This is a genomic window from Cupriavidus sp. 01T418 (assembly GCF_056398885.1).
This window is the reverse complement of sequence record NZ_JBFTQG010000011.1, coordinates 39,746-59,664: the sequence shown is the minus strand read 5'-3', so window position 1 is coordinate 59,664 and position 19,919 is coordinate 39,746. Positions and strand designations below refer to the sequence as shown.

General features: G+C 64.2%; 20 protein-coding genes. 11 read left to right on the top strand and 9 right to left on the bottom strand.

What is annotated here, in order from left to right; genetic code table 11:
- The first annotated feature begins 57 nt into the window (after window positions 1-57).
- A protein-coding gene (locus AC1DQ3_RS14030; protein WP_477120791.1) for an IS3 family transposase occupies window positions 58-1,610 on the top strand; the annotation gives its coding sequence in 2 pieces (ribosomal slippage) (window positions 58-520 and window positions 520-1,610; 1,554 coding nt in all).
- Window positions 1,611-1,671: 61 nt separating this feature from the next.
- Here AC1DQ3_RS14030 and AC1DQ3_RS14025 read toward each other — a convergent pair.
- Both AC1DQ3_RS14025 and AC1DQ3_RS14020 read right to left on the bottom strand, forming a co-directional pair.
- On the bottom strand, window positions 1,672-2,274 hold the full coding sequence (locus AC1DQ3_RS14025) for a cysteine hydrolase family protein (protein WP_477120790.1): 603 nt from the start codon (window positions 2,272-2,274) through the stop codon (window positions 1,672-1,674).
- Between the two features lie 264 nt (window positions 2,275-2,538).
- Complete coding sequence (locus AC1DQ3_RS14020; protein ID WP_477120789.1) at window positions 2,539-3,573, bottom strand: AraC family transcriptional regulator; 1,035 nt, start codon at window positions 3,571-3,573, stop codon at window positions 2,539-2,541.
- Between the two features lie 170 nt (window positions 3,574-3,743).
- Here AC1DQ3_RS14020 and AC1DQ3_RS14015 point away from each other — a divergent pair, with 170 nt between their 5' ends.
- Window positions 3,744-4,220: a 2,4'-dihydroxyacetophenone dioxygenase family protein gene (locus AC1DQ3_RS14015; protein ID WP_477120788.1), complete on the top strand. Its 477-nt coding sequence runs from the start codon at window positions 3,744-3,746 to the stop codon at window positions 4,218-4,220.
- A 149-nt stretch (window positions 4,221-4,369) separates the two neighbouring features.
- Entirely contained in the window at window positions 4,370-5,791 is a 1,422-nt protein-coding gene (locus AC1DQ3_RS14010) for a DUF1254 domain-containing protein (protein WP_477120787.1), read from the top strand.
- Between the two features lie 35 nt (window positions 5,792-5,826).
- Here the strand turns inward: AC1DQ3_RS14010 and AC1DQ3_RS14005 are convergent, their stop codons facing one another.
- The 4 genes from AC1DQ3_RS14005 to AC1DQ3_RS13990 form a co-directional block, all read right to left on the bottom strand.
- A complete protein-coding gene (locus tag AC1DQ3_RS14005; protein WP_477120786.1) occupies window positions 5,827-6,141 on the bottom strand; it encodes a YciI family protein in 315 nt (104 codons plus the stop codon).
- 193 nt (window positions 6,142-6,334) lie between these two features.
- The gene (locus AC1DQ3_RS14000; protein WP_477120785.1) at window positions 6,335-7,921 is read right to left on the bottom strand and encodes a hypothetical protein; all 1,587 of its coding nucleotides are present in this window, start codon (window positions 7,919-7,921) and stop codon (window positions 6,335-6,337) included.
- Window positions 7,875-9,155 (bottom strand): ATP-grasp domain-containing protein, encoded by a 1,281-nt coding sequence (locus AC1DQ3_RS13995; RefSeq protein ID WP_477120784.1) that lies wholly within the window; start codon window positions 9,153-9,155, stop codon window positions 7,875-7,877. Before AC1DQ3_RS13995 ends, AC1DQ3_RS14000 begins: the two co-directional genes overlap by 47 nt.
- Window positions 9,152-10,672, bottom strand: a complete 1,521-nt coding sequence (locus tag AC1DQ3_RS13990) for a pyridoxal phosphate-dependent decarboxylase family protein (RefSeq protein WP_477120783.1) — start codon at window positions 10,670-10,672, stop codon at window positions 9,152-9,154. Before AC1DQ3_RS13990 ends, AC1DQ3_RS13995 begins: the two co-directional genes overlap by 4 nt.
- 334 nt (window positions 10,673-11,006) lie before the next feature.
- Here AC1DQ3_RS13990 and AC1DQ3_RS13985 point away from each other — a divergent pair, with 334 nt between their 5' ends.
- The 4 genes from AC1DQ3_RS13985 to AC1DQ3_RS13970 all read left to right on the top strand — a co-directional run bounded on the left by AC1DQ3_RS13985 (window position 11,007) and on the right by AC1DQ3_RS13970 (window position 13,141).
- Entirely contained in the window at window positions 11,007-12,401 is a 1,395-nt protein-coding gene (locus AC1DQ3_RS13985) for an MFS transporter (protein WP_477120782.1), read from the top strand.
- A gap of 215 nt (window positions 12,402-12,616) precedes the next feature.
- Entirely contained in the window at window positions 12,617-12,811 is a 195-nt protein-coding gene (gene relB / locus AC1DQ3_RS13980) for a type II toxin-antitoxin system RelB family antitoxin (RefSeq protein ID WP_477120781.1), read from the top strand.
- A gap of 43 nt (window positions 12,812-12,854) precedes the next feature.
- Window positions 12,855-13,082 (top strand): type II toxin-antitoxin system RelE/ParE family toxin, encoded by a 228-nt coding sequence (locus tag AC1DQ3_RS13975; protein WP_477120780.1) that lies wholly within the window; start codon window positions 12,855-12,857, stop codon window positions 13,080-13,082.
- Window positions 13,037-13,141 carry a hypothetical protein gene (locus tag AC1DQ3_RS13970; RefSeq protein WP_477120779.1) on the top strand — a complete coding sequence of 35 codons (105 nt, stop codon included), beginning with the start codon at window positions 13,037-13,039 and terminating at the stop codon, window positions 13,139-13,141. The genes AC1DQ3_RS13975 and AC1DQ3_RS13970 overlap by 46 nt, the downstream gene beginning before the upstream one ends.
- Window positions 13,142-13,215: 74 nt before the next feature.
- On the opposite strand, the gene AC1DQ3_RS13965 is transcribed toward AC1DQ3_RS13970, so the two are convergent.
- The 3 genes from AC1DQ3_RS13965 to AC1DQ3_RS13955 all read right to left on the bottom strand — a co-directional run bounded on the left by AC1DQ3_RS13965 (window position 13,216) and on the right by AC1DQ3_RS13955 (window position 16,082).
- On the bottom strand, window positions 13,216-14,190 hold the full coding sequence (locus AC1DQ3_RS13965) for a Bug family tripartite tricarboxylate transporter substrate binding protein (protein WP_477120778.1): 975 nt from the start codon (window positions 14,188-14,190) through the stop codon (window positions 13,216-13,218).
- A gap of 126 nt (window positions 14,191-14,316) precedes the next feature.
- Entirely contained in the window at window positions 14,317-15,129 is an 813-nt protein-coding gene (locus AC1DQ3_RS13960) for an SDR family NAD(P)-dependent oxidoreductase (protein ID WP_477120866.1), read from the bottom strand.
- Window positions 15,130-15,227: 98 nt separating this feature from the next.
- Window positions 15,228-16,082 (bottom strand): IclR family transcriptional regulator, encoded by an 855-nt coding sequence (locus tag AC1DQ3_RS13955; protein ID WP_477120777.1) that lies wholly within the window; start codon window positions 16,080-16,082, stop codon window positions 15,228-15,230.
- A 453-nt stretch (window positions 16,083-16,535) separates the two neighbouring features.
- On the opposite strand from AC1DQ3_RS13955, the gene AC1DQ3_RS13950 reads away from it, so the two are divergent.
- From AC1DQ3_RS13950 to AC1DQ3_RS13935, 4 genes are read left to right on the top strand one after another with little or no spacing between them, the layout of a single operon-like run.
- The gene (locus tag AC1DQ3_RS13950; RefSeq protein WP_477120776.1) at window positions 16,536-17,399 is read left to right on the top strand and encodes a branched-chain amino acid ABC transporter permease; all 864 of its coding nucleotides are present in this window, start codon (window positions 16,536-16,538) and stop codon (window positions 17,397-17,399) included.
- Window positions 17,400-17,409: 10 nt separating this feature from the next.
- Window positions 17,410-18,459: a branched-chain amino acid ABC transporter permease gene (locus tag AC1DQ3_RS13945; protein ID WP_477120775.1), complete on the top strand. Its 1,050-nt coding sequence runs from the start codon at window positions 17,410-17,412 to the stop codon at window positions 18,457-18,459.
- Complete coding sequence (locus AC1DQ3_RS13940) at window positions 18,452-19,216, top strand: ABC transporter ATP-binding protein (RefSeq protein WP_477120774.1); 765 nt, start codon at window positions 18,452-18,454, stop codon at window positions 19,214-19,216. The genes AC1DQ3_RS13945 and AC1DQ3_RS13940 overlap by 8 nt, the downstream gene beginning before the upstream one ends.
- Window positions 19,203-19,910 (top strand): ABC transporter ATP-binding protein, encoded by a 708-nt coding sequence (locus tag AC1DQ3_RS13935; protein WP_477120773.1) that lies wholly within the window; start codon window positions 19,203-19,205, stop codon window positions 19,908-19,910. Before AC1DQ3_RS13940 ends, AC1DQ3_RS13935 begins: the two co-directional genes overlap by 14 nt.
- The last annotated feature ends 9 nt before the right edge of the window (window positions 19,911-19,919 follow it).

The following is a 19,919-nucleotide window of genomic DNA, read 5'->3' as shown; positions in this document are numbered from 1 at the left end:
AGTTGTCGTGTTACTGATTTCGATTGACCCAGTCTGGGGGCGGTAGAGTCACAGTGAATGAGAGCCTATTCAGCAGAGAGAAAGGAAGCGCTGTTGCGCCGCATGATGCCCCCCGAGAACGCGTTGGTGTCGGCGCTGGCAAGGGAGACGGGGATCACTGAGCAAACGCTGTATGCTTGGCGTCGACAGATGAAAGCGCAAGGAGTCCCGGTGCCGGGAGATGGAAAGAACCCCGAGGCCTGGTCCTCGGCAGACAAGTTTGCGGTGGTGCTGGAAACCGCGCCGCTCAATGAAGCGGAATTGGCCGAGTATTGCCGGCGCAAGGGTCTTTACGCGGAGCAGATCGCTGCTTGGCGAGAGGCCTGTCGATCGGCCAATACCAACGCGGGTGAACAGGCGCGAGAACAACGGCTGCAGTCCAAGGGTGACAAGAAGCGCATCCAGCAGCTTGAGAAGGAATTGCAGCGAAAGGAGAAGGCGCTGGCGGAAGCGGCAGCATTGCTCATCCTGAGAAAAAAAGCCCAGGCGATTTGGGGAGAAAAAGAGGACGACTGATCAGCGTCCCAGATCGCCGGTTGTGTATATCGTTGATTCGTGAGGCAGAAAGCTCTGGCTGCCGGCTGGCGCAGGCTTGCGACGAGTTGGGTCTGAGCCTGCGCACTTTCCAGCGCTGGGTTCGGGATGGCGACGAGGTGGTCGCAGACGCTCGCACCACTACTGAGCGGCCAGCGCCAGCCAATAAGCTCAGCGAGCCGGAACGCCAGCAGATTCTTGAGGTGGCCAACAGCGTGGAGTTTGCCAGTTTGCCGCCCAGCCAGATCGTCCCGACGCTGGCGGACCGTGGTCAGTACGTGGCCTCGGAGTCGAGCTTTTATCGTGTCTTGCGTAGTGCGTCGCAGCAGCATCACCGCGGTCGTGCGCGCAAGCCCTCGGCCCGGGTGGTGACCAGCCATTGCGCCACCGGACCCAATCAGGTGTGGAGCTGGGACATCACCTGGATGCCAGCGGAAATCAAGGGCCAGTATTACTACTGGTACATGATGCTGGACGTGTTCAGCCGCAAGATCGTCGGTCATGAAGTGCATCGGGCGGAATCGGCGCAGTTGGCGGCGTTGCTCATGCGGCGAGCCAGTTTGGCCGAAGGTCTGGCTGGACGTCCTCTGGTTCTGCATTCGGATAACGGTAGTTCAATGAAGGGCGCGACGATGCTGGCCACCCTGGAAAACCTGGGGGTGGTCGCTTCGTTCAGCCGGCCGCGCGTGAGCAATGACAATCCCTACGCGGAGTCGCTGTTCCGGACCTGCAAATACCGGCCGGACTACCCGCGCCAGGCGTTCGACAGCGTGGACGAGGCACGCGCATGGACGCAGCGATTCGTGCGTTGGTACAACCATGAGCACAAGCATAGTGGGCTGAAATTCGTGACACCGGCACAGCGCCACGGTGGCATAGCCCCGGCGGTGCTGGCGCACCGTGAAGCGGTCTATGCTAAGGCTAAGGCCAGAACGCCCGAGCGTTGGTCCGGGCCGACGCGGAACTGGAGTTTGGCGGACGAAGTCTGGCTCAATCCGGAACGGATTGAGCCAGCAGAACTCAAGCAGGTTGCGTGAGGTGACGCGACAACTACGTTGACAAACGCCGCTCCCTAAACTGTTGAAATGCCAGCAAATGCTAGGCAAGCAACAGCAAGGCATCAGCGAGCGAGAGCACCGTTGTGCGCGAATCGAACGCCGTTGAAAAAAGATGATCGTGCACGACCTGATCTGGGTCGTAGCAGCAATCCTTGACCGTGAACAAACGGAAGTCCGCATCGCTCGCGTACGCGACCGACGACAGCACTACACCGGTCGACGCAATGCCCACCATGAACAGGGTATCGATACCCTGCGCGGAAAGCCGCACCTGCAGATCGGTACCAAAGAACACGCTGGCACGATGCGCGATGATGAGCGGTTCAGTGGCCTGTTGGCCGAGTTCCGGCGAGATCTGGTCGTCGACGAAAAGACCAAGTTGCTTGATTCCCTGCCCGTTCCTGTTCAACGGACTGACTTCCGGATAGCCTGGACGAAAGTGGATTTTGGCGAAATAGACGCTGACGCCCTTGGCCCGCGCAGCGTCACACAGCTTGCGCGTATTGGAGAGCAACGTGGGCGCGACCGATGGAAATAACGCCAGGATGTCAGTCTGATAATGCATGACCACCAGAGCGGCTTGCGCTGGAACAATTGCCGGAATCTGCATGGCCACACTGCGCGCATCAGCGGCGCTTTCCATGCCCTGTTGATGGTCTGCTGAATCGATGGGTCCACGTTCAACGGGTGGCGACATAAGGCTACGCGATAAAGAATGATGATCGACTCTAGCACGACCAATCGGTTTTCGATGGCAAGAGCCTCCAGTTCGCACAGTTCATCCTCAGACAGCGCGGCCATGTCGAACCTGCAGTCGAGGTACCGCTGTCTGAATGTGGGCTTCTCCACCCGAAGCCCTCGATCCAGAGCTTCGGGGACTCGACGGAAATAGGCTCGAAGGTGACCCTTACCGGCCTTCCTCAGTGCCGCCACGAAAACGAGACGGACTGACTCCATTGGCCCGACGAAAGGCCCTGCTGAAATTGGCGACATCGGTAAATCCGAGCCGGTAGGCGATCTGCGAAATCGGGAGCGTTCCCTCAAGCAGAAGCTTCCGCGCGCGTTCGTTACGCACTTCAATGGCGAGGTCACGGAAGCTGCTTTCCTCCTTCTTCAGGTAGCGGTCCAGGGTGCGTGCCGAGATTGCAAGCAGACGAGCAAGTTCCTCCAGCGGAGGCTGGCTATCCTCTGCTTCGTTCAACATCATGACAACCCATTCGGTCCAGTTTCCCTGTTCACTGTACTTTTGCAGCAGTGCCCGGCATCGCTCCTCCGCCATGCGTACCGCGTGCTCGTCGGCCATCGGAAGAGCCGCGTCCAGGCTCCACGTATCGGCCACCATGCGGATCTCCGGCAGCGGCGAGGCGCCGAAATGCACGCGCGCAGGCGCCAGTTCCCGATAGCGCGCCGCATGCGGCGGCGCTTCCATCGACATGTAGATGTCGTAGACGGATGAGGGGTTCTGCAACAAGGACTTGCATTGCAGGTGCGTCGATACGGCAATCGCCTCCTGGACCAGGTTCAGCGTTTCCCTGGCCATTGGCAGCGCCGGCCGGTAGATGATTTCCACGTGATTACCGGTGCGCTGATAGCGCATCCTGAACATCGGTGTCAGCAGCCTGTAATAGCGGGAACACAGGCGCAGCAGGTGGTCCAGGGTGGGGCACGAAAGCATCGCATACCCCAGGATATCGTGGGAATTCAGCTTGAGGCGGCGACCCCACTCGAAGCCGATGTCGCTACGTCCGGTCAAGCGCAGGGCTTCTGCCAGCAAGCGATCGATCTGCTGTGTGGTGAGGCCGAAATCCGTTTCCCTGAACCGGTCAGGATCAATGCTTACCGCGCGCAGCAGTTCGCCAAGCGAAGTGCCGGCAGACTTGAGGCAATCGCCCATCAGCAGGAAATAACGGGCCGGTATCAAGGGGCGGGCGGCAGCTTTCATCTTCAAATGCCGGAAAGGGGAACCATGTCGAGTGCAGCGTCAAAGTAGTGTCTGAAAATGATAGATCGCTGTCTGAAAATGACAAGTGCGCGCGTGGGCTATCCCCCCAGAATGGGGACCTGCAGGAGCCCCATCCGTCCCGGATGAGGCAATACAAACGGAGACAGTCCATGTTGTTCGAATCCATCAACACCGGTTGCCTGGACGGCAACGATACCCCGTGGGTACCGTTTTCGCCATACAGCAACGACGTGATGATCAAGTACTTCAAGATCGATCCGGTACGGGGGGAAACCATTACGCTGCTGAAGGCGCCCGCTGCCATGGAATTGCCACGCCATCATCACACTGGCACGGTGATCGTCTACACCGTCCAGGGAAGCTGGCGTTACAAGGAACACGACTGGGTGGCCCATCCCGGCAGCGTCGTGTACGAGACCGCCTCCACGCGGCACACGCCGCAAGCAGCGTATGCCGAAGGCCCGGACATCATCACCTTCAACATCGTGGCTGGTGAGCTGCTGTACCTGGACGACAAGGACAACATCATCGCGGTCGAGAACTGGAAGACTTCGATGGACCGCTACCTCAACTACTGCAAGGCCAACGGCATCAAGCCCAAGGACTTGTCTGCCTTCGAAGGTTGATCTTCTGACCTGCGCGCGTTCTTTCCGTACCACCTCAAGCGTATCTCACGCAAGCTGGTCAGGTCGATGACGATCAGCGCCGCCAGGAAGAATGGCTACCTCACAGCGCTGAAGTAGATCTTGACGCATCACAAAAGACAGGAGGAGACATGATTGTACTGACTCGCACACCGTGGCTTCGGCGCGTACTCGTCGCGCTGCTTGGCACGGCCGCACTTCAGGCAAACGCAGGGACGGCAGCCCCAGGCATCGCCGATGCACAGGAAATTGCCACGGAAGCCTACATCTACGCCTATCCGATGGTGCTGATGGAAGTGACGCGACGCGTTTCGACCAACATCGAAGCGCCGGATTCCAAGCGCATGCGCGCGCCGATGAACCAGTTCGCGCACGTACCCGCCTTCCCGGACGACAAGTTCGACACGGTGGTTCGCCCGAATGCAGACACACTGTACTCACCGCTGTGGTTCGACGTCGCGCGTGAACCGATTGTCATCTCCGTGCCGGATTCCGGTGGCCGCTACTATCTGCTGCCGGCGCTCGACATGTGGACGGACGTCTTTACCTCTCCCGGTACGCGCACGACCGGTAACGGCCCGCAGCAGTTTGCCATTGTCGGCCCGCACTGGCATGGCAAACTGCCGGCTGGCATGCCTGCCTATGTCTCGCCGACAGCCGTAGGCTGGATGATCGGCCGGACGCAGACCAACGGCGTCGCCGACTACGCATCCGTGCACAAGTTCCAGGCCGGCCTCAAGGCCACGCCGCTCAGTGCCTGGGGCACGCCAGGATACGTGCCGCCCAAGGGCCCGACCAACCCGCAGCAGGACATGAGCGCGCCGGTGGAACAGGTGGCAAAAATGGACGCCGCGAGCTACTTCGCCATGTTCGCCGAGTTGTTGAAGGACAATCCGCCGCACGCGCAGGACTATCCGATTCTTGACCGCATCGCGCGCATGGGGCTGGTGCCGGGGCAGGCCTTTGATATGAATCGCCTGGCACCGGATGCGCAGGCTGCACTACGGGCGGCTCCGGCGGCTGCGCGGAAGCAGATCGCCCAGGCGCTGCCCCGCTCCGGTTCCGTGGCCAATGGCTGGAGAATGATCGGCAACCCGATCGGCACGTATGGTACCGACTACCTCCGGCGGGCGATGATCGCCTTTGCCGGCCTGGGGGCCAACCTGGTCGAGGACGCAGTCTATCCTTTTGCGATGACGGACGCTGACGGCAAGCCTTTCGATAGTGCGGCGAAGTATGTGATCCACTTTGACAAGGAGCAGTTGCCGCCGGCGCGCAGCTTCTGGTCCCTGACGATGTACAACGATCGCCAGTTCTTTGCTTCCAATCCGATCAATCGCTTCGCCATCGGTGATCGCAATCCGCTGAAGTACAACGCCGATGGCTCGCTGGATCTGGTGATCCAGCGCGATCCTCCCAAGGGCGCCGATTCCAACTGGTTGCCAACGCCGGTAGCAGGCAGCTTTTCGATGAACCTTCGCCTTTACCTGCCCAGGCCCGAGGCGCTGGACGGTGCCTGGAAGCCGCCGGTGATCAGGCGCGTAGCAAGCTGAAATCTGAACGCCCGCATGCCCGATAGAGCGGGCGCTCAGGCTTGCCCCGGCTCGACGTCGTTATGCTTGCCGTGCTTCCAGCGCTCGATGATGGTCGTCGAAAACAGGCCCGCTTTCGTGAACGGGTCGTTGGCGACAAAGGCCTCTACTTCATCCCAGTCGGCAGCGTCGAGAATCAGGAAGCTACCCGTCATGTGCTCGTCACCTGTTCCGCTGCCGGCGCCCAGCGTCGGGCCGCCCAGCGTGATCTTTTCCGCGTAGGGTGCGAGATATTCCAGATGGCGCGCATAGTTTTCGAGTCGGACGTGCAGCTTGCCGGGTTTATCTTTTCGGTAGACTAGAAACAGCATGGTCGCTCCTTGACTGCGTGGCTGGCATTGTGCAACTTGCTGGCGATCTTGACACAGCCCGATTGGCTTGACGTTCGACGGAACCGATGTACATGTTCGATAACTGCGAACATGAGGCCAGGGCTCCCGCATCGCAGTCGGCATGAGCGATTCGAAGATGCTGCCAAACGGCTCGGACGGGGCCGGACGGGTTTTATGAAACTGCCGCATCCGGCACTGCGGTGCCACTGTGGGAGTATGCAGAGTCCTGGGCCAGTGCCGCGACCGTATCCAGGCAGTCCATGGCCTGATGAATGATGCGCAATTCCTGATCAGGATCGCGCGCGGCCTGGACCACCAGCCTGGCGCTCATGCAAAGTCGCAAGGCACTGACGGGGACGCCCGCCTTGTGGCCGCAGTCAACCGGTTGACCGAGGTGATAGGCCAAGGCGCCGGCGCCGCACTCCGGCCTTTGCAGCCGGCGATGGATGCCCGCCGTCTCGTCGCGGCTGAGCACTGCCCTGCCGCCACGCGAAGCTGACCGGTACAGCAGGAAGGGATGAATAGTCTGAATATCATCCCAGCTCGATGGACTGTTCAGCGCGGAGCGGTCCAGCGCCGGCACGTCCAGTGCGGCGAAACCTGGATCGCGGCTCAGCCTTTGCTGGATGGCATTGGCGAAGCGCCGCAGAATGCCCTCGACCTGCGGCGCAGGCACTGCACGGAACTCGCGCAACTCATGGATTGCCGCCTGCCACCGCAGCAGCAAGCCGAAATTCGCGTGCGATCCAAGGGCCTGCGCGCAGGCCCAGTCATGCGGCCATTCCTCGCGCGCGGCGTAGGTGCGGAGTTCCGCGGGGATGCCTCGCTGGCGCAGTTTCTCGCCGACCACCGCTGGCAGCAGCAAAGCGCCGGAAAACGATGGCCCCGCCACGAACTTGGAGCCGGTCAGCGCAATCATGAAGCCGTTGCGCAGGTATGCCTGGATGGTGTCCGGCTCGATGCGGAACTGGCAGGCGTCGACCAGCACCTGCACCTCCGATTGCCAGCGGCGGCGCACTTGCATCGCGCACGAGATGCTCGGCGCAATGCATCCCGTCTTGGACACATCGATCAGCACCAGCAGCACGTGGCGCCCGTCATGCACGGCCTGGCTGACGAGCGCATCGACTTCCGCATCGACCACGTCCGCATCCCGGGGGGTTCCGTCAGCGTTGCGGATCGGCACATTGAGGATGTCGCTGGCGCATGCGTGGCCAAGGGACTCGCCCGGCACGGTGATGCGCCCCAGCGCGTTATACGTGCTGAAGTGCCGCCCGCTCAGCGCCGCGGGCACGCCGCTGCCACTCTCCGCCTCGCCGGCCAGGATCACCAGGGGCCTGACCGGATAGGCACCGGCATCCCCCGCCACTTGCGCCGCTACCCGCGCCGCGAGCAGATGCACATCGGTGCCCGACGCCGAGAAGGCCAGCCCGGGGTCGAGACCATGCCCGATGCCGCATAACGCCAGCAACTCGCGGCGCAGCCGGTCCATCTCGCAGTGATACAACCCGGCCGGAGACTGGTGCGCGAGCCCGGCGGCAATCCGGCCGCGCAATGCGTCCGCCATGGCGAACGCCGCCGGCGAGACCCCCGAGGAAGTGGACGAGCCAAAGGACACCAGCCCCGGCGAAGCGAGTGGCTGGCAACCATACTTGTTCCGTCCGGTGACAGGGTCCAGCGCAATGCGATGATCGCCGCCGCTGACCAGCAAGTCAGCCGTCGATGGCAGCGGTATCGGGGGCGTGCGGTTGGTCGGCATGGTCTCTCTGGCTGGCGTTGATCAGCATGGTCCTGAACGCAGCGAAGATCTTGTGCATCTGCGGCTGCTTGTAGGGAAAAAGATCGACCGGATCGATGTCGTGCACCACCATGGCCGTGTCCGCCTCGAACACCAGCAATGCACCGTCCGGCGTCTCGGCGCAATCCAGACCGACATAGTCAAGGCCCAGCCGCTCCTGGATCAGCGCGAGCGCGTCCCTGTGGCGCAGCGCGAAGGTGTGGTCGAAGTCGCGCATGATCTGCGCTTCTTCATCCCGCTTGGCCTCGCTCTCGGCCATGCCGGCATTGAGATAGTGAATCATCCAGTGCGCGGAGATGCCGACGTGGCAGACGTATGCGCGGCCTTCGATCAGCACGAGCCGGTATTTCCGGTACAGGCCGTCCGCGTTCCGGTAGTCGATGAAGCAGGAAACGTAGAATGCCTGCTCTTCCATTTGCGCCAGGTAGCCGGCGAGTTCGGCCGCGCCGCCGATTTTTTCCAGTCCCTTGCCGGCATGGGAACCGATCGGCCTGACTATGATCGGGAAAACGCCCTCCCCCAGCACCGAGGAGACCGTTGCCTGCTCGCTGGCGACGCTCGCCAGTGCCTGGCGGTCCACGCGCCGGGTCGGCGGCATGCAGATGCCCGGCGCCGACGCCAGCATCGAGGCGGCCGCGTCCCGCGACAGCTGTTGCAGGCGATCCGGCATATTCAGCACCGGGCGCGGCCAGATGGCGGCTAGCGAGCGCAACTGCTCCAGCACGGGCTGGGTGCGGTCGGATTCGCCAACGGCGATAAAGAGCACATCGTGCTCCGGCACGGCCTGCGGCAGCGGGCTTTCCGGGGTGACGTACAGTGCGTCGAGCGCCACGTCGGAATTGCCCAGCAGGCATTCGATCGGCGTATTGGCCATCAGGTCGCCCGACACCATGATGGCCAGCACGCGCAGGCGCACGCCATCATCGCGCAAGGTCGGCAGATGATAGAGCTGCCGCGTCTGCAGCGCCTCGGCCTGGATGGTCATGGCAAGCGCATGATCGCCGATCAGTTGCAGGACCAGCGAGAGATCCATCAGCGCGTTCGCGTCGTCCGGATGCGACTCCAGATGCTTGATCAGCGCCGCGCCAAGCGGGCGCAGGTCCTCATTCTGGTGGGCCGCCCGCAGCAGGTGGCGCAGGCCGATCAGGGTATCCGGGGCCGCCGACCTGGTCACGGGGTCATCGATTGCGTTCATTGTGGTAATCCGCTGGCTTCGGGAATGGATAACGGCACGCTCAGCGACCGGCCGAGAGCGAGGGTGGCGCCCAGCAGGACATCGATGTCCTGCGAGGTGGTGCGATGGTTGAAAAGGGCAACCCGGATGGCGAAGCGGCCGTCGAGCACGGTCGATGACGGCGCGGCCAGGCCGGATTCCTGCAGGGCGACGACGAGATCGCGGTTGACTTGTTCGATGGCGCCGTGCTCATCAAGCCCGGCGCCGATGAAGCGGAAGCAAACGATATTGAGGGACACCGGCGCCAGCAGTTCCAGTTCCGGCTCGGCATCGATGCGGCGCGCGAGTTCCTGCGCGAGGGCGCAGGTATGGACCATCGTGGCGCCCAGCCGCTCGGTACCGTAGACCTTGATCGTGAACCAGGTCTTCAGCGCGCGAAAGCCGCGCGAGAGGTCCGGTCCGAAATCGCAAGGCCAGGGCGAGCCGGCCGCCATGCCGCGCTCGCCGCGGCTGAGATAAGTGCCTTCGTGCGTCGCGAAGGTGCGCAGGTGCCATTGCCGGTCGCGGACCACGAAGAAACCGGCGTCATAGGGGACTTGCAGCCATTTGTGGAAATCGAATGCGATCGAGTCCGCTTGCTCGATGCCGAGCAGCCGCGGAGCCAGTTGCGGACTCAGCATGGCCAGGGCGCCGAAGGCACCGTCGACATGAAAATGCAGTTGCTCCCGGCGCGCAATGCGCCCGATCCCGGCAAGGTCGTCGATGGCCCCCGTATCTACGGTGCCGGCAGTGCCGACGACGAGAAACGGCAAGAAGCCGGCGGCGCGATCGACAGCAATGGCAGCCTCGAGACAGGCCATATCCATGCGCCCCAGATCGTCGACAGCAATCGATCGGAGATTGTCTTTCCCCAGGCCGGCAAGGTCCATGCCCTGCGCGATGCAGCCGTGTGCCCTGGCGGAGGTATAGGCGGTGATACGGTGCGCAGCCTGCGCCACACCGCCCGACCGTACCCCGCTGCCGAGCACCCGGGTCCGGGCGACCAGCACGCCGCAAAGGTTGGCCATGGAAGAACCGGTCAGGAACAAGCCGCTGGCATCCTGCGGGAAGCCGAACAGCTCGATCACCCAGCGCAGCACCTGCCACTCCACCTCGACCGGGATTTGGTCGCGGCCACCCAGGTTGGCATTGAGCCCCGCCGCGAGCATGTCCGCCAGCATGCCGACCGGCGTACCCCCGCCATGCACCCAGCCCATGAAGCCGGGATGCGCGTTGCCCACGGCAAACGGCAGGATGCTGTCCATGAAGGTCCGATGCACCTGCTCCAGCCCGGTGCCATCCCGCGGCAAGGGCTCGCGAAAGCGCTCGCGCACCTGGTCGGGAATCGGCTGCCAGACCGGCTGCTCGCGAATGCCCTGGAGATAGTCCAGCATATCGTCAAGCATGCGGTGGCCCTGCGCCCTCAGTTCGCTCCAGTCGACGGGGTCGAGACTGGCCGGGACTGGCTGCCGGCGGCCCTCGGTGGTTGGTGTTGACATGGCTATTGCGGTCCGGAAAACGCATGTACCCCAGACCGGGGGGCGTTGCGCGACCTCGGCTCCGGGACATCGTGGCGGGGATCATAGCGTCGGGCCGCCGGAGCGTTTTGAGGAGGATGGCGGGTTTATTGCCTTATTTCTCTGTGAAGCCAGGTGCATCGTCCACGCCCCAACCCGGTGCGCGAGCCGCCGCGGGCACCAAAAAACAACACCGCCGCCCGCCTTACCACAATCCAATCATTTGCGAGCGCCGTCGCTCGGGACGATAATTGTGTCGTCAAGCATCTTAAGCGGCGCTCGCACCACCCGTCAGCACCCTCCCACTTCCACTCCCATGCAGCCACACCAAGGCCTACCCTATCCCCAACGATCCTGGGCCATCCTCACTGTGTTCTGCGGCCTCATCATGGCCGTGCTCGATGGCTCGATCGCCAATATCGCGCTGCCCTCGATCTCGCGCGAGCTCGCGGCGGACCCGTCCAGCACCATCTGGGTGGTCAACGCCTACCAGCTCACCGTCACGGTGTGCCTGCTGCCGCTGTCTTCGCTGGGCGACATCCTTGGCTACAAGCGCGTGTACCGCACCGGCCTGGCGGTCTTCCTGGTGGGCTCGCTGTTGTGCGCGCTCTCGCCCAACCTGCCGGTGCTGGTCGCTGCGCGGGTAGTGCAGGGCATCGGCGGCGCGGGCATCATGAGCGTGAATACAGCGCTGGTGCGCTTTATCTACCCGCCCACCAAACTCGGCCGGGGCATCGGCCTGAATGCGCTGGTGGTTGGCATCACCATTGCCGTGGGGCCTTCGGTAGGCGCGCTGATCCTGTCCATCGCAAGCTGGCCGTGGCTGTTCGCCATCAATGTGCCGGTGGCGTTCTTCGCGCTGGCGCTGGCGCGCAAGTCGCTGCCCGCAACACCGCCCCAACCGCATGGTTTCGACTATCGCAGCGCACTGCTGTCGGCCGTGGTGTTCGCCTTGTTCATCCTGGGCGTGGACGGCGCGGGCCATGCCGCCTGGCGGCCTGCCGCGGCGGCCGGGCTGGTGTTGGCGGCAGGGCTGGGCTGGCGGCTGGTGCGCATGCAGCGTGGCAAGCCGGCGCCGCTGGTGCCGGTGGACCTGTTCGCGAGCCGCTCGTTTACGCTGGCGGTAGGTACGTCCTTCTGCTCCTTCATGGCGCAGATGCTGTCCTTTGTGGCGCTGCCGTTCTACCTGGAATACCAGCTTGGCCGCTCGCTGCAGGAGACCGGGCTGCTGATCACGCCGTGGCCGTTGATGGTGGCCATCATGGCGCCGCTGTCGGGGCGTTTGTCCGACCGGTATCCTGCCAGCATCCTGGCGGGGATCGGGCTGGCGTTGCTGGGTTCGGGGCTGGTGGGGCTGGCGCTGCTCGGGCCGGAAGTGTCGAGTTTCGGGGTGTGCTGGCGGATGGCGATGTGCGGGCTGGGTTTTGGCTTGTTCCAGTCGCCCAATAACCGGGCGATGATTGGGGCGACGCCGCCGGCTCGCAGCGGGGGAGCCAGCGGGATGCAGGCGACGACGCGATTACTCGGGCAGACCACGGGGACGGCCGTGCTGGCGCTGCTGTTCGGTATCGACCAGAGTGGCGCGGCTCGCCTGGCGCTCTGCGTGGCGGCTGCCGTTGCGGGGATTGGCGCAGTGGTTAGTTTCAGTCGGTTGCGCAGTGGCAGTGGTTCGGCCGCGCCGGCCAGGTCGGCTGCCGACGCGGACCTCTGAGATTTCGCTGCAGTGCGCCAACCACCCGGGCACGCTACGGAAAGTGGCGAAATGTCACTTTCCGGCTTAATCAGTGCTAGATAGCGGAGGGGAAATGCCAGAAAACCGCTTATGGCTCACACGGGACACGGGCGGCCGCACCTGATGGCCCGGCCGAGCGGCCCCGCGCGGGGCCGGCTCGCCTAGTGCCGGCGCGATGCCTTACACTGGTTCGCATGAGCACAGTCTTTGACCCCATCGCATCGGAATTCACCACAGCTGAAGAAGCGGAGGCGTATGACCGTTGGCTGCGCGCCAAGGTGCAGGCCTCGCTGGATGATCCGCGCCCAAACCTCCCGCACGACCAAGTGATGGGCCGAATGCGTGCGCTTCTGGCTGAAAAAAGGAAAACAGCCGACTCGAATAAATAGTCGTTACTACAAACCAGCTCTACGACTTAATTCGAGCTAACGCATGCTTCCTATCGAATGGCGCCCTGAAGCGAGCGCCGACCTGGCCACGGTCATCACCTACATCGCCGAACGCAATCTGCTGGCCGCCGAACGTCTGCATGCGACCATCGAGCAGGCCACTACCCAGCTCCGCTGCTCCCGTACCTGGGCCGTCCTGGCCGGGCCGAGGACACGCGCGAACTGGTGGTTCACCCCAACTACATCGTGGTCTACCGCGTCACCCTGGTAGCCATCGAAATCGTGGCTGTTGCCCACGCCCGCCAGCAGTACCCGAAGCAGGCTAGGTAAGCCCGCTGCGCGGTTGCATGCTGTTTGAGTCGACACTCATTTGAATGCCAACTCAAATGCTCAATCCGCTATCCCTATTCCGCCTTGGCCCCCGAATCCTTCACCACCTTGGCCCACTTGGCAATCTCCGCCCGCTGGTAGCTGGCCAGCTTTTCCGGCGTGCCCAGGATCGGGTCCAGGCCCAGGGTCTTGAGCCTGGCCTGCACGTCCGGCAACTGGTAAATCCGGTTCAACTCGGCGTTCAGCCTGGCCAACACATCCTTGGGTGTATTCGCCGGCGCGAAAATCGCAAACCACGAATCGGCATCGAACCCCGGCAAGCCTTGCTCCGCCAGCGTGGGAATATCCGGCGCCGAGGGCGAGCGCTTCGCGCTGGTCACCCCAAGCGGCCGCACCTTGCCTTCCTTGATCACCGGCAGCGCCGAGGGCAGGTTGTCGAACATCATGGAAATATGGCCGCCGAGCAGATCCGGAATGGCCATGGCGCGGCCTTTGTAGGGAACATGGGTGAGCTTCACCCCGGCCAGCGCATTGAACATCTCGCCCGCTACGTGCGGCGAGGTACCGATACCCGGCGTGCCGAAGGTGAGGCTGCCCGGCTTGGCCTTGGCCAGCGCGATCAGTTCGGCCACGTTCCTGGCCGGCACGGATGGGTTGACCACCAGCACGTTCGGCGTGGACGCAACCAGGATCACCGGCGCGAAATCCCTGACCATGTCATACGGCATCTTGCTGTAGAGCGCGCCGTTGATGGAGTGCGTGCCCACCGTGCCCAGCGCCAGCGTGTAGCCATCCGGCGCGGCATGCGCCACGGCTTCGGCGCCGATGTTGCCGCCGGCGCCGGGCTTGTTGTCCACCACCACCGGCTGCCCCCAGGACGGGGAAATCTTTTCCGAGAAGATGCGCGCCAGGATATCGGGCGCGCCGCCGCTGGGGAAGCCCACCACCATCCGGATCGGCTTGGAGGGATAGGTGTCGGCCTGGGCCGAAGGTACGGCGAATGCGGCGCAGGCGGCCAGCACGGCCGCTGCGAAAGAGGTGCTGCGCATGGTATGTCTCCCGATGTTTTTCTGGTCGAGCTTGTATCGCGCGCGGGCAGCGGACAGATTCCGTCTTGCGCCTGTGCGCCCACCCACGGAGGTTCCGCCAGCTCTCACGCGGACCTCAAGCCACGCTCATACCACCGTGCCGCCGAACTCCGCCATCACTTTATCGTGCAGGCGGCGCATTCCCTTTAGCCACCGGTCGTAATCCTGCCCCTTGCGCTGGTAGTACTCGAGCACTTCCGGATGCGGCAGGATCAGGAAGCGTTCGTCCTTCACGCCTTCCAGCGTGACCTGCGCCACATGCTCGGGCGTGACCGAGCCGGCCTGCAGGAAGCCCTTGCGCTCACCGTCTTCGCCGAACAGCATTTGCGTCTGCACGCCTTGCGGGCAGATGCAGCTGACCTTGACGCCGCGATCGCCATAGGTGATCGACAGCCATTCGGCAAAGCCGATGGCGGCGTGCTTGGTCACGGCATACGGCGCCGAGCCGATCTGCGACAGCAGCCCGGCGGCCGACACCGTATTGACGAAATAGCCATCGCCACGCGCCAGCATCTGCGGCAACACCGCGCGCGCGGCGTGGATGTGGGCCATGACGTTGATCTCCCAGATGCGCTGCCATTCCTCGGCGCTGGCATCCAGCCCCTTGCGCAGGATGATGCCGGCGTTGGAGCAGAACACGTCGATCTGGCCGAAGCGCTGGGTGGCTTCGTCGGCCAGGGCCTGCACCGCGGCGGCATCGGCCACGTCGACCGGTTGCGCGAACACCTGGCAAGCGGGGCTGGCCTTGGCCAGTTCGGCGGCCACCGCTTGCGCGCCCTTCGCGTCCAGATCGGCCACCGCCACGCCGCGCGCGCCGCCGGCGGCAAAGGCCAGCGCCAGCGCGCGTCCGATGCCGGTGGCTGCACCGGTCACCACCACCGTCTTGTTGAGAATCTCCATCATTGTCTCCTTTGTTTTCTATGTCTGTATTGCCTGCTGGATGGTTGGCACTTGGGCCACGAAAATGCGATGCGTGGCAGCGATGGCGTATGGCGATGCTATCCGCGCCCCTGCCACAAGCGGGCCTGCAGCGCATCCGCCAGCTCGCGGATGCGCGGGCCCAGGTTGCCCTCGAGGATCTCCGGCGTGAGCCGGGTGGCGGCGCCGCCGATATTGATGGCCAGCACTTCCGCGCCGCCTTCCAGCACCACGGGCGCCGCCGCGCCGCTCACGGTGCGGTCCCACTCCGCGTGCGCCTGGCAGAAACCACGCTTGGCGTAGTCGCGCAGCGCACGCTCGAGCTTGATGCGGATCGCAGGCCAGCGCGCCCCGTAGTGGCGCTCCAGGTCCGCCATCACCGCAGCGCGCCGCTGCGGCTCCTGCCCGGCCAGCCACGCCCGCCCGATGGCGGAGGTGGCGGTGGGCAGGCGCGATCCCGGCGCCAGCCGCATGACCAGCGCGCCGCGCGGCTGGCAGACTTCGAGGTAGACCATCTCGTGGCGGTCCGATGTCGCCAGGGCGACCGTGCAATCGGTGGCAAAGGCCAGCGACTGCATCAGCGGCTGGGCGATCTCGCGGATGCCGGAGCCGGCCAGGTAGCGCTGCCCGAGCACCATCGCGCCCTGGCCGAGCCGGTATTTCTCCAGCGACTCGGAATAGATCAGGTAGCCCAGGCTGGTAAGCGTGTAGGTCAGGCGAGAGACGGTGGGCCGCGGAATGCCGGCTCGGCGTGCCAGTTCGGCATTGCCCAGGTAATCGTCGTGCGGGCCGAAGGCGCGCAGCAGGTCGAGCCCGCGCGCCAGCGCGGTGACGAAGTTGCGGTCGTCGCGATCGGAGTCCGGAGCGGCATCATGCGCGGCGGCAAGCGGCGGCGCGGCGGCGGGCGAGAGCGGGATCGACGAGGTGCGCTTCATACGTGGCGAGATCGCTTGGCAACGGCTGGTGAAGAACGTGCCTGTGACCGCCAGGAAAGGCCGCGGACAAGGCGCGCCGGCTATTTCGCTGTGCGGAAGACAATTCCGTATGTCTTGACTGTGCCTCAGGCCGTATGCAACAGTCAATGAAAACGAACGATCGTGCTGGAACGTGACTACGACGACATGCGTGGGACGCTTCACGGTACACGACGAGACCCGCCCCCGGGGCCTGCCCGCAGCAGGCCAACCGCATCGCACAGGAGACAAAGCATGCATTACATGCATTACGCCCTTCAACAGGCCGCACCTCCCCGCGGCTGATTCCCGATTCCCACCCCGCTTGACCGAGCGCCCCCCGTGCTTCGCGCGCGGCGCCGCAACTTCCACGCAGTCCGCGGCGCGGCCTGCGTGCCTTCGTTCGTGATTCGCAAAGTCGCATGAGGTAAGCCCGTGACATTGTTTCTCCAACAAGTCCTGAACGGCCTGACGCTTGGCGGTGTGTACAGCCTGGTGGCGCTGGGCCTGACGCTGGTCTACGGCATCCTGCACGTGCCCAATTTCGCGCATGGCGCCTTCTACATGGCAGGTGCCTACGTCTCGTACTACATGATGACGACGCTGGGCGTGAACTACTGGCTGGCGATGGGCGCCGCCGCCCTCGCAGTGGCGGTGCTGTCGATGCTGGCCGACCGGCTGGTGTTCCATCCGCTGCGCAACGCGCCCGAGCTGCACGACATGATTGCCGCCATCGGCATCATGCTGTTCCTGGAAGCCGGGGCGCAGGCACTGTGGGGCGCGGATTTCCATCGCATGCCCACGCCCTACGGCCAGATGGTGGAAGTGCTGGGCCTGACCGCGCCGGCGCAACGGCTGCTGATCATCGCCGCCGCCTTCGGGCTGATGGTGCTGCTGCACCTGTTCCTGACGCGTACCGTGACCGGTTCCACCATCGTGGCAATGGCACAGAACCGCGAGGGCGCGGCGCTGGTCGGCATCGACGCCACGCGCGTCACGCTGCTGGTGTTCGCCATCTCCGGCGCGCTCGCCGCGATTGCCGCCACACTGTACGCACCGATCAACCTGGTCTACCCGAGCATGGGCAACCTGGTCATCACCAAGGCCTTCGTCATCATCATCCTGGGCGGCATGGGCAGCATTCCCGGCGCCATCGTGGGCGGGCTGATTATCGGCATGGCCGAGAGCTTCGGCGGCTTCTACGTTTCGACCGACTACAAGGACATCATCGCCTTCGTGCTGCTGGTGGGCATCCTGTCGATCCGGCCCCAGGGCCTGTTTGCAAGCAAAGCCGCATAAGGAGCGCAGCATGAGCAAACTGCAAGGCAAGACCGGCTGGGCCCTGTTGCTGGCGCTGGCCATTGCGTTCCCGCTGATCACGCCCAACAGCTACTACCTGACGGTGATGACGCTGGCCTTCATCTATGCCATCGCCACACTTGGGCTGAATCTGATCACGGGATACACCGGCCAGCTCAACCTGGCGCACGGCGGCTTCATGGCGATCGGCGCCTATGCGCTGGGCATTCTCACGGTGGACCACCAGGTACCCTTCTGGGCCGCGTTCGCACTGTCCGGTGTGATCTGCATGGCGGTGGGCTACTTCGTCGGCGTGGTGTCCCTGCGCCTCAAGGGCCACTACTTCTCGATCTTCACGCTATGCATCGGCTACATCATCTACCTGCTGATCGAAAAGTGGGAAAGCCTGACGCACGGCACCGTGGGCCTGATCGGCATCCCGATGCCGGCCTCGGTGGGGCCGCTCGCGTTTGACACCGTGCAGGCGCAGTACTACCTGGTGCTGTTCTTCCTGGTGGCAGGCACCTTCCTGATGCACCGCATCGTGACCTCGCTGCTGGGCCGCAGCTTCATGGCCGTGCGCAATAGCGACGCGCTGGCCGAAGCGCTGGGCATCAACCTGATGCGCACCAAGGTGCTGTCCTTCGTGCTGTCGGTGGGCTATGCCGGCTTTGCCGGTGCGCTGTACGCCGGCCAGGTGCGTTTTCTCGGACCTGATATCGCGCGCACCGACCTCACCTTCGAGATGGTGATGGCAATGCTGGTGGGCGGCACCGGCACCCTGCTGGGACCGCTGCTGGGCGCGGTGCTGGTGCCCTGGGTCACGCAGACGCTACAGTTCCTGCAGGACTACCGCATGCTGGTGTTCGGGCCCGTGCTGATCCTGCTGATCATCTTCGTGCCGGACGGCATCGTCGGCTCGTGGGCCAAGCGCCAGGCGCGCCGCGCCGCCAACGCGCGGCGCGGCGGCAAGAGCCGCGCGCAGCAAGCCGGCGCGTCCGTCGCCGGCAACCCCAACCCCAATACCAATGCCGCCAATGCAGGGGCCGACCATGCTTGAGATCCGCAACCTGACCAGGAAATTCGGCGGCCTGAGCGCCGTGCACGATGTCTCGATCACCTTCGAGACCGGCCATATCAACGCCATCATCGGCCCTAACGGCGCCGGCAAGACGACCTTCTTCAACCTGATCGCCGGCACCCACGCGCCCAGCTCCGGGCAGATCCTGCTCAAGGGCCACGACGTGGCCGGCCTGCGCGCCGACCAGATTGCCCGGCTCGGCGTGGCGCGCACCTTCCAGGCCACCCACCTGTTCGATCGCGCCACCGTGCTGGACAACCTGATCGTGGGCCACCGGCTGCGCACGCACTCCGGCCTGGCCGACGTGCTCTTCAACACGCGCCGGCTGCGCCAGGAAGAACGCCTGTGCCGCGCCAGGGCCGAGGAGGCGCTGGAATTCGTCGGCCTTGCGCACCTCGCGCATGAAGTGGCGGCGGACATCACGCAGGAGGAACGCAAGCGCGTGGCCTTTGCGCTGGCGCTGGCCACCGACGCCGAACTGCTGCTGCTCGACGAGCCCGCCGGTGGCGTCAATCCGGAGGAGACCGTGGGCCTGGCCGAGCTGATCCGCAAGATGGTCCGCCACGGCAAGACGGTCTGCCTGATCGAACACAAGATGGACATGATCATGCGGCTGGCCGACAAGATCATGGTGCTCAACCACGGCGAGAAGATCGCCGAAGGCACGCCGGCACAGATCCAGAGCGATCCGCAGGTCATCGAAGCCTACCTGGGAGCCGACCATGTTGCAGCTTGAACGCGTTTCGCTTTCCTACGGCAGCTTCCGCGCGCTGGACAACATCACGCTGAACGCCAAAGCCGGCGAGCTGGTGGTGCTGCTGGGCGCCAACGGCGCCGGCAAGAGCTCGATCTTCCTCGCGCTCAGCGGCATTCATCGCGCAAGCGGCGGCAGCATGCGCTTCGACGGCCACGAACTGGCCGGCATGAAGCCCTCGCAGATCGTGCAGTCCGGGCTGGTGCATTGCCCGGAAGGGCGCAAGCTGTTTCCCGCCATGAGCGTGCAGAAGAACCTGACGCTGGGCGCCTACGTGCACCGGCGCGACTCGGCCGGCATCAAGCGCTCGCTGAAAGAGGTATTCGAGATGTTCCCCATCCTGCGCCAGAAAAAGGACGACCCGGCCGGCTCGCTGTCGGGCGGCCAGCAGCAGATGGTCGCGCTGGGACGCGCGCTGATGGGCCGGCCGCGCACACTGCTGCTCGACGAGCCGTCGCTCGGGCTGGCGCCGCTGGTGGTCAAGCAGATGTTCGAGGTGATCCAGCGCATCAACCGCGCCGGCACCACGGTGCTGCTGGCCGAGCAGAACGCCTATGCCGCGCTGGGCATCGCGCACCGCGCGTACGTGATCGAGAGCGGCCACATCGTGATGGAAGGTGATCGCGACACGCTGCTCAAGGATGAAGGTATTCGCAAAGCGTATATCGGTGGATAACCGCCGCAC

Coding starts and splice junctions, on each gene's coding strand:
- AC1DQ3_RS13975 (WP_477120780.1), top strand. CDS start 12,855: ATGCTTCCTATCGAATGGCGCCCTGAAGCGAGCGCCGACCTGGCCACG.
- relB (WP_477120781.1), top strand. CDS start 12,617: ATGAGCACAGTCTTTGACCCCATCGCATCGGAATTCACCACAGCTGAA.
- AC1DQ3_RS14015 (WP_477120788.1), top strand. CDS start 3,744: ATGTTGTTCGAATCCATCAACACCGGTTGCCTGGACGGCAACGATACC.
- AC1DQ3_RS14005 (WP_477120786.1), bottom strand. CDS start 6,141: ATGCTGTTTCTAGTCTACCGAAAAGATAAACCCGGCAAGCTGCACGTC.
- AC1DQ3_RS13960 (WP_477120866.1), bottom strand. CDS start 15,129: ATGGAGATTCTCAACAAGACGGTGGTGGTGACCGGTGCAGCCACCGGC.
- AC1DQ3_RS14020 (WP_477120789.1), bottom strand. CDS start 3,573: ATGAAAGCTGCCGCCCGCCCCTTGATACCGGCCCGTTATTTCCTGCTG.
- AC1DQ3_RS13985 (WP_477120782.1), top strand. CDS start 11,007: ATGCAGCCACACCAAGGCCTACCCTATCCCCAACGATCCTGGGCCATC.
- AC1DQ3_RS13945 (WP_477120775.1), top strand. CDS start 17,410: ATGAGCAAACTGCAAGGCAAGACCGGCTGGGCCCTGTTGCTGGCGCTG.
- AC1DQ3_RS14000 (WP_477120785.1), bottom strand. CDS start 7,921: ATGCCGACCAACCGCACGCCCCCGATACCGCTGCCATCGACGGCTGAC.
- AC1DQ3_RS13955 (WP_477120777.1), bottom strand. CDS start 16,082: ATGAAGCGCACCTCGTCGATCCCGCTCTCGCCCGCCGCCGCGCCGCCG.
- AC1DQ3_RS14025 (WP_477120790.1), bottom strand. CDS start 2,274: ATGGAAAGCGCCGCTGATGCGCGCAGTGTGGCCATGCAGATTCCGGCA.
- AC1DQ3_RS13995 (WP_477120784.1), bottom strand. CDS start 9,155: ATGAACGCAATCGATGACCCCGTGACCAGGTCGGCGGCCCCGGATACC.
- AC1DQ3_RS14010 (WP_477120787.1), top strand. CDS start 4,370: ATGATTGTACTGACTCGCACACCGTGGCTTCGGCGCGTACTCGTCGCG.
- AC1DQ3_RS13990 (WP_477120783.1), bottom strand. CDS start 10,672: ATGTCAACACCAACCACCGAGGGCCGCCGGCAGCCAGTCCCGGCCAGT.
- AC1DQ3_RS13940 (WP_477120774.1), top strand. CDS start 18,452: ATGCTTGAGATCCGCAACCTGACCAGGAAATTCGGCGGCCTGAGCGCC.
- AC1DQ3_RS13935 (WP_477120773.1), top strand. CDS start 19,203: ATGTTGCAGCTTGAACGCGTTTCGCTTTCCTACGGCAGCTTCCGCGCG.
- AC1DQ3_RS13965 (WP_477120778.1), bottom strand. CDS start 14,190: ATGCGCAGCACCTCTTTCGCAGCGGCCGTGCTGGCCGCCTGCGCCGCA.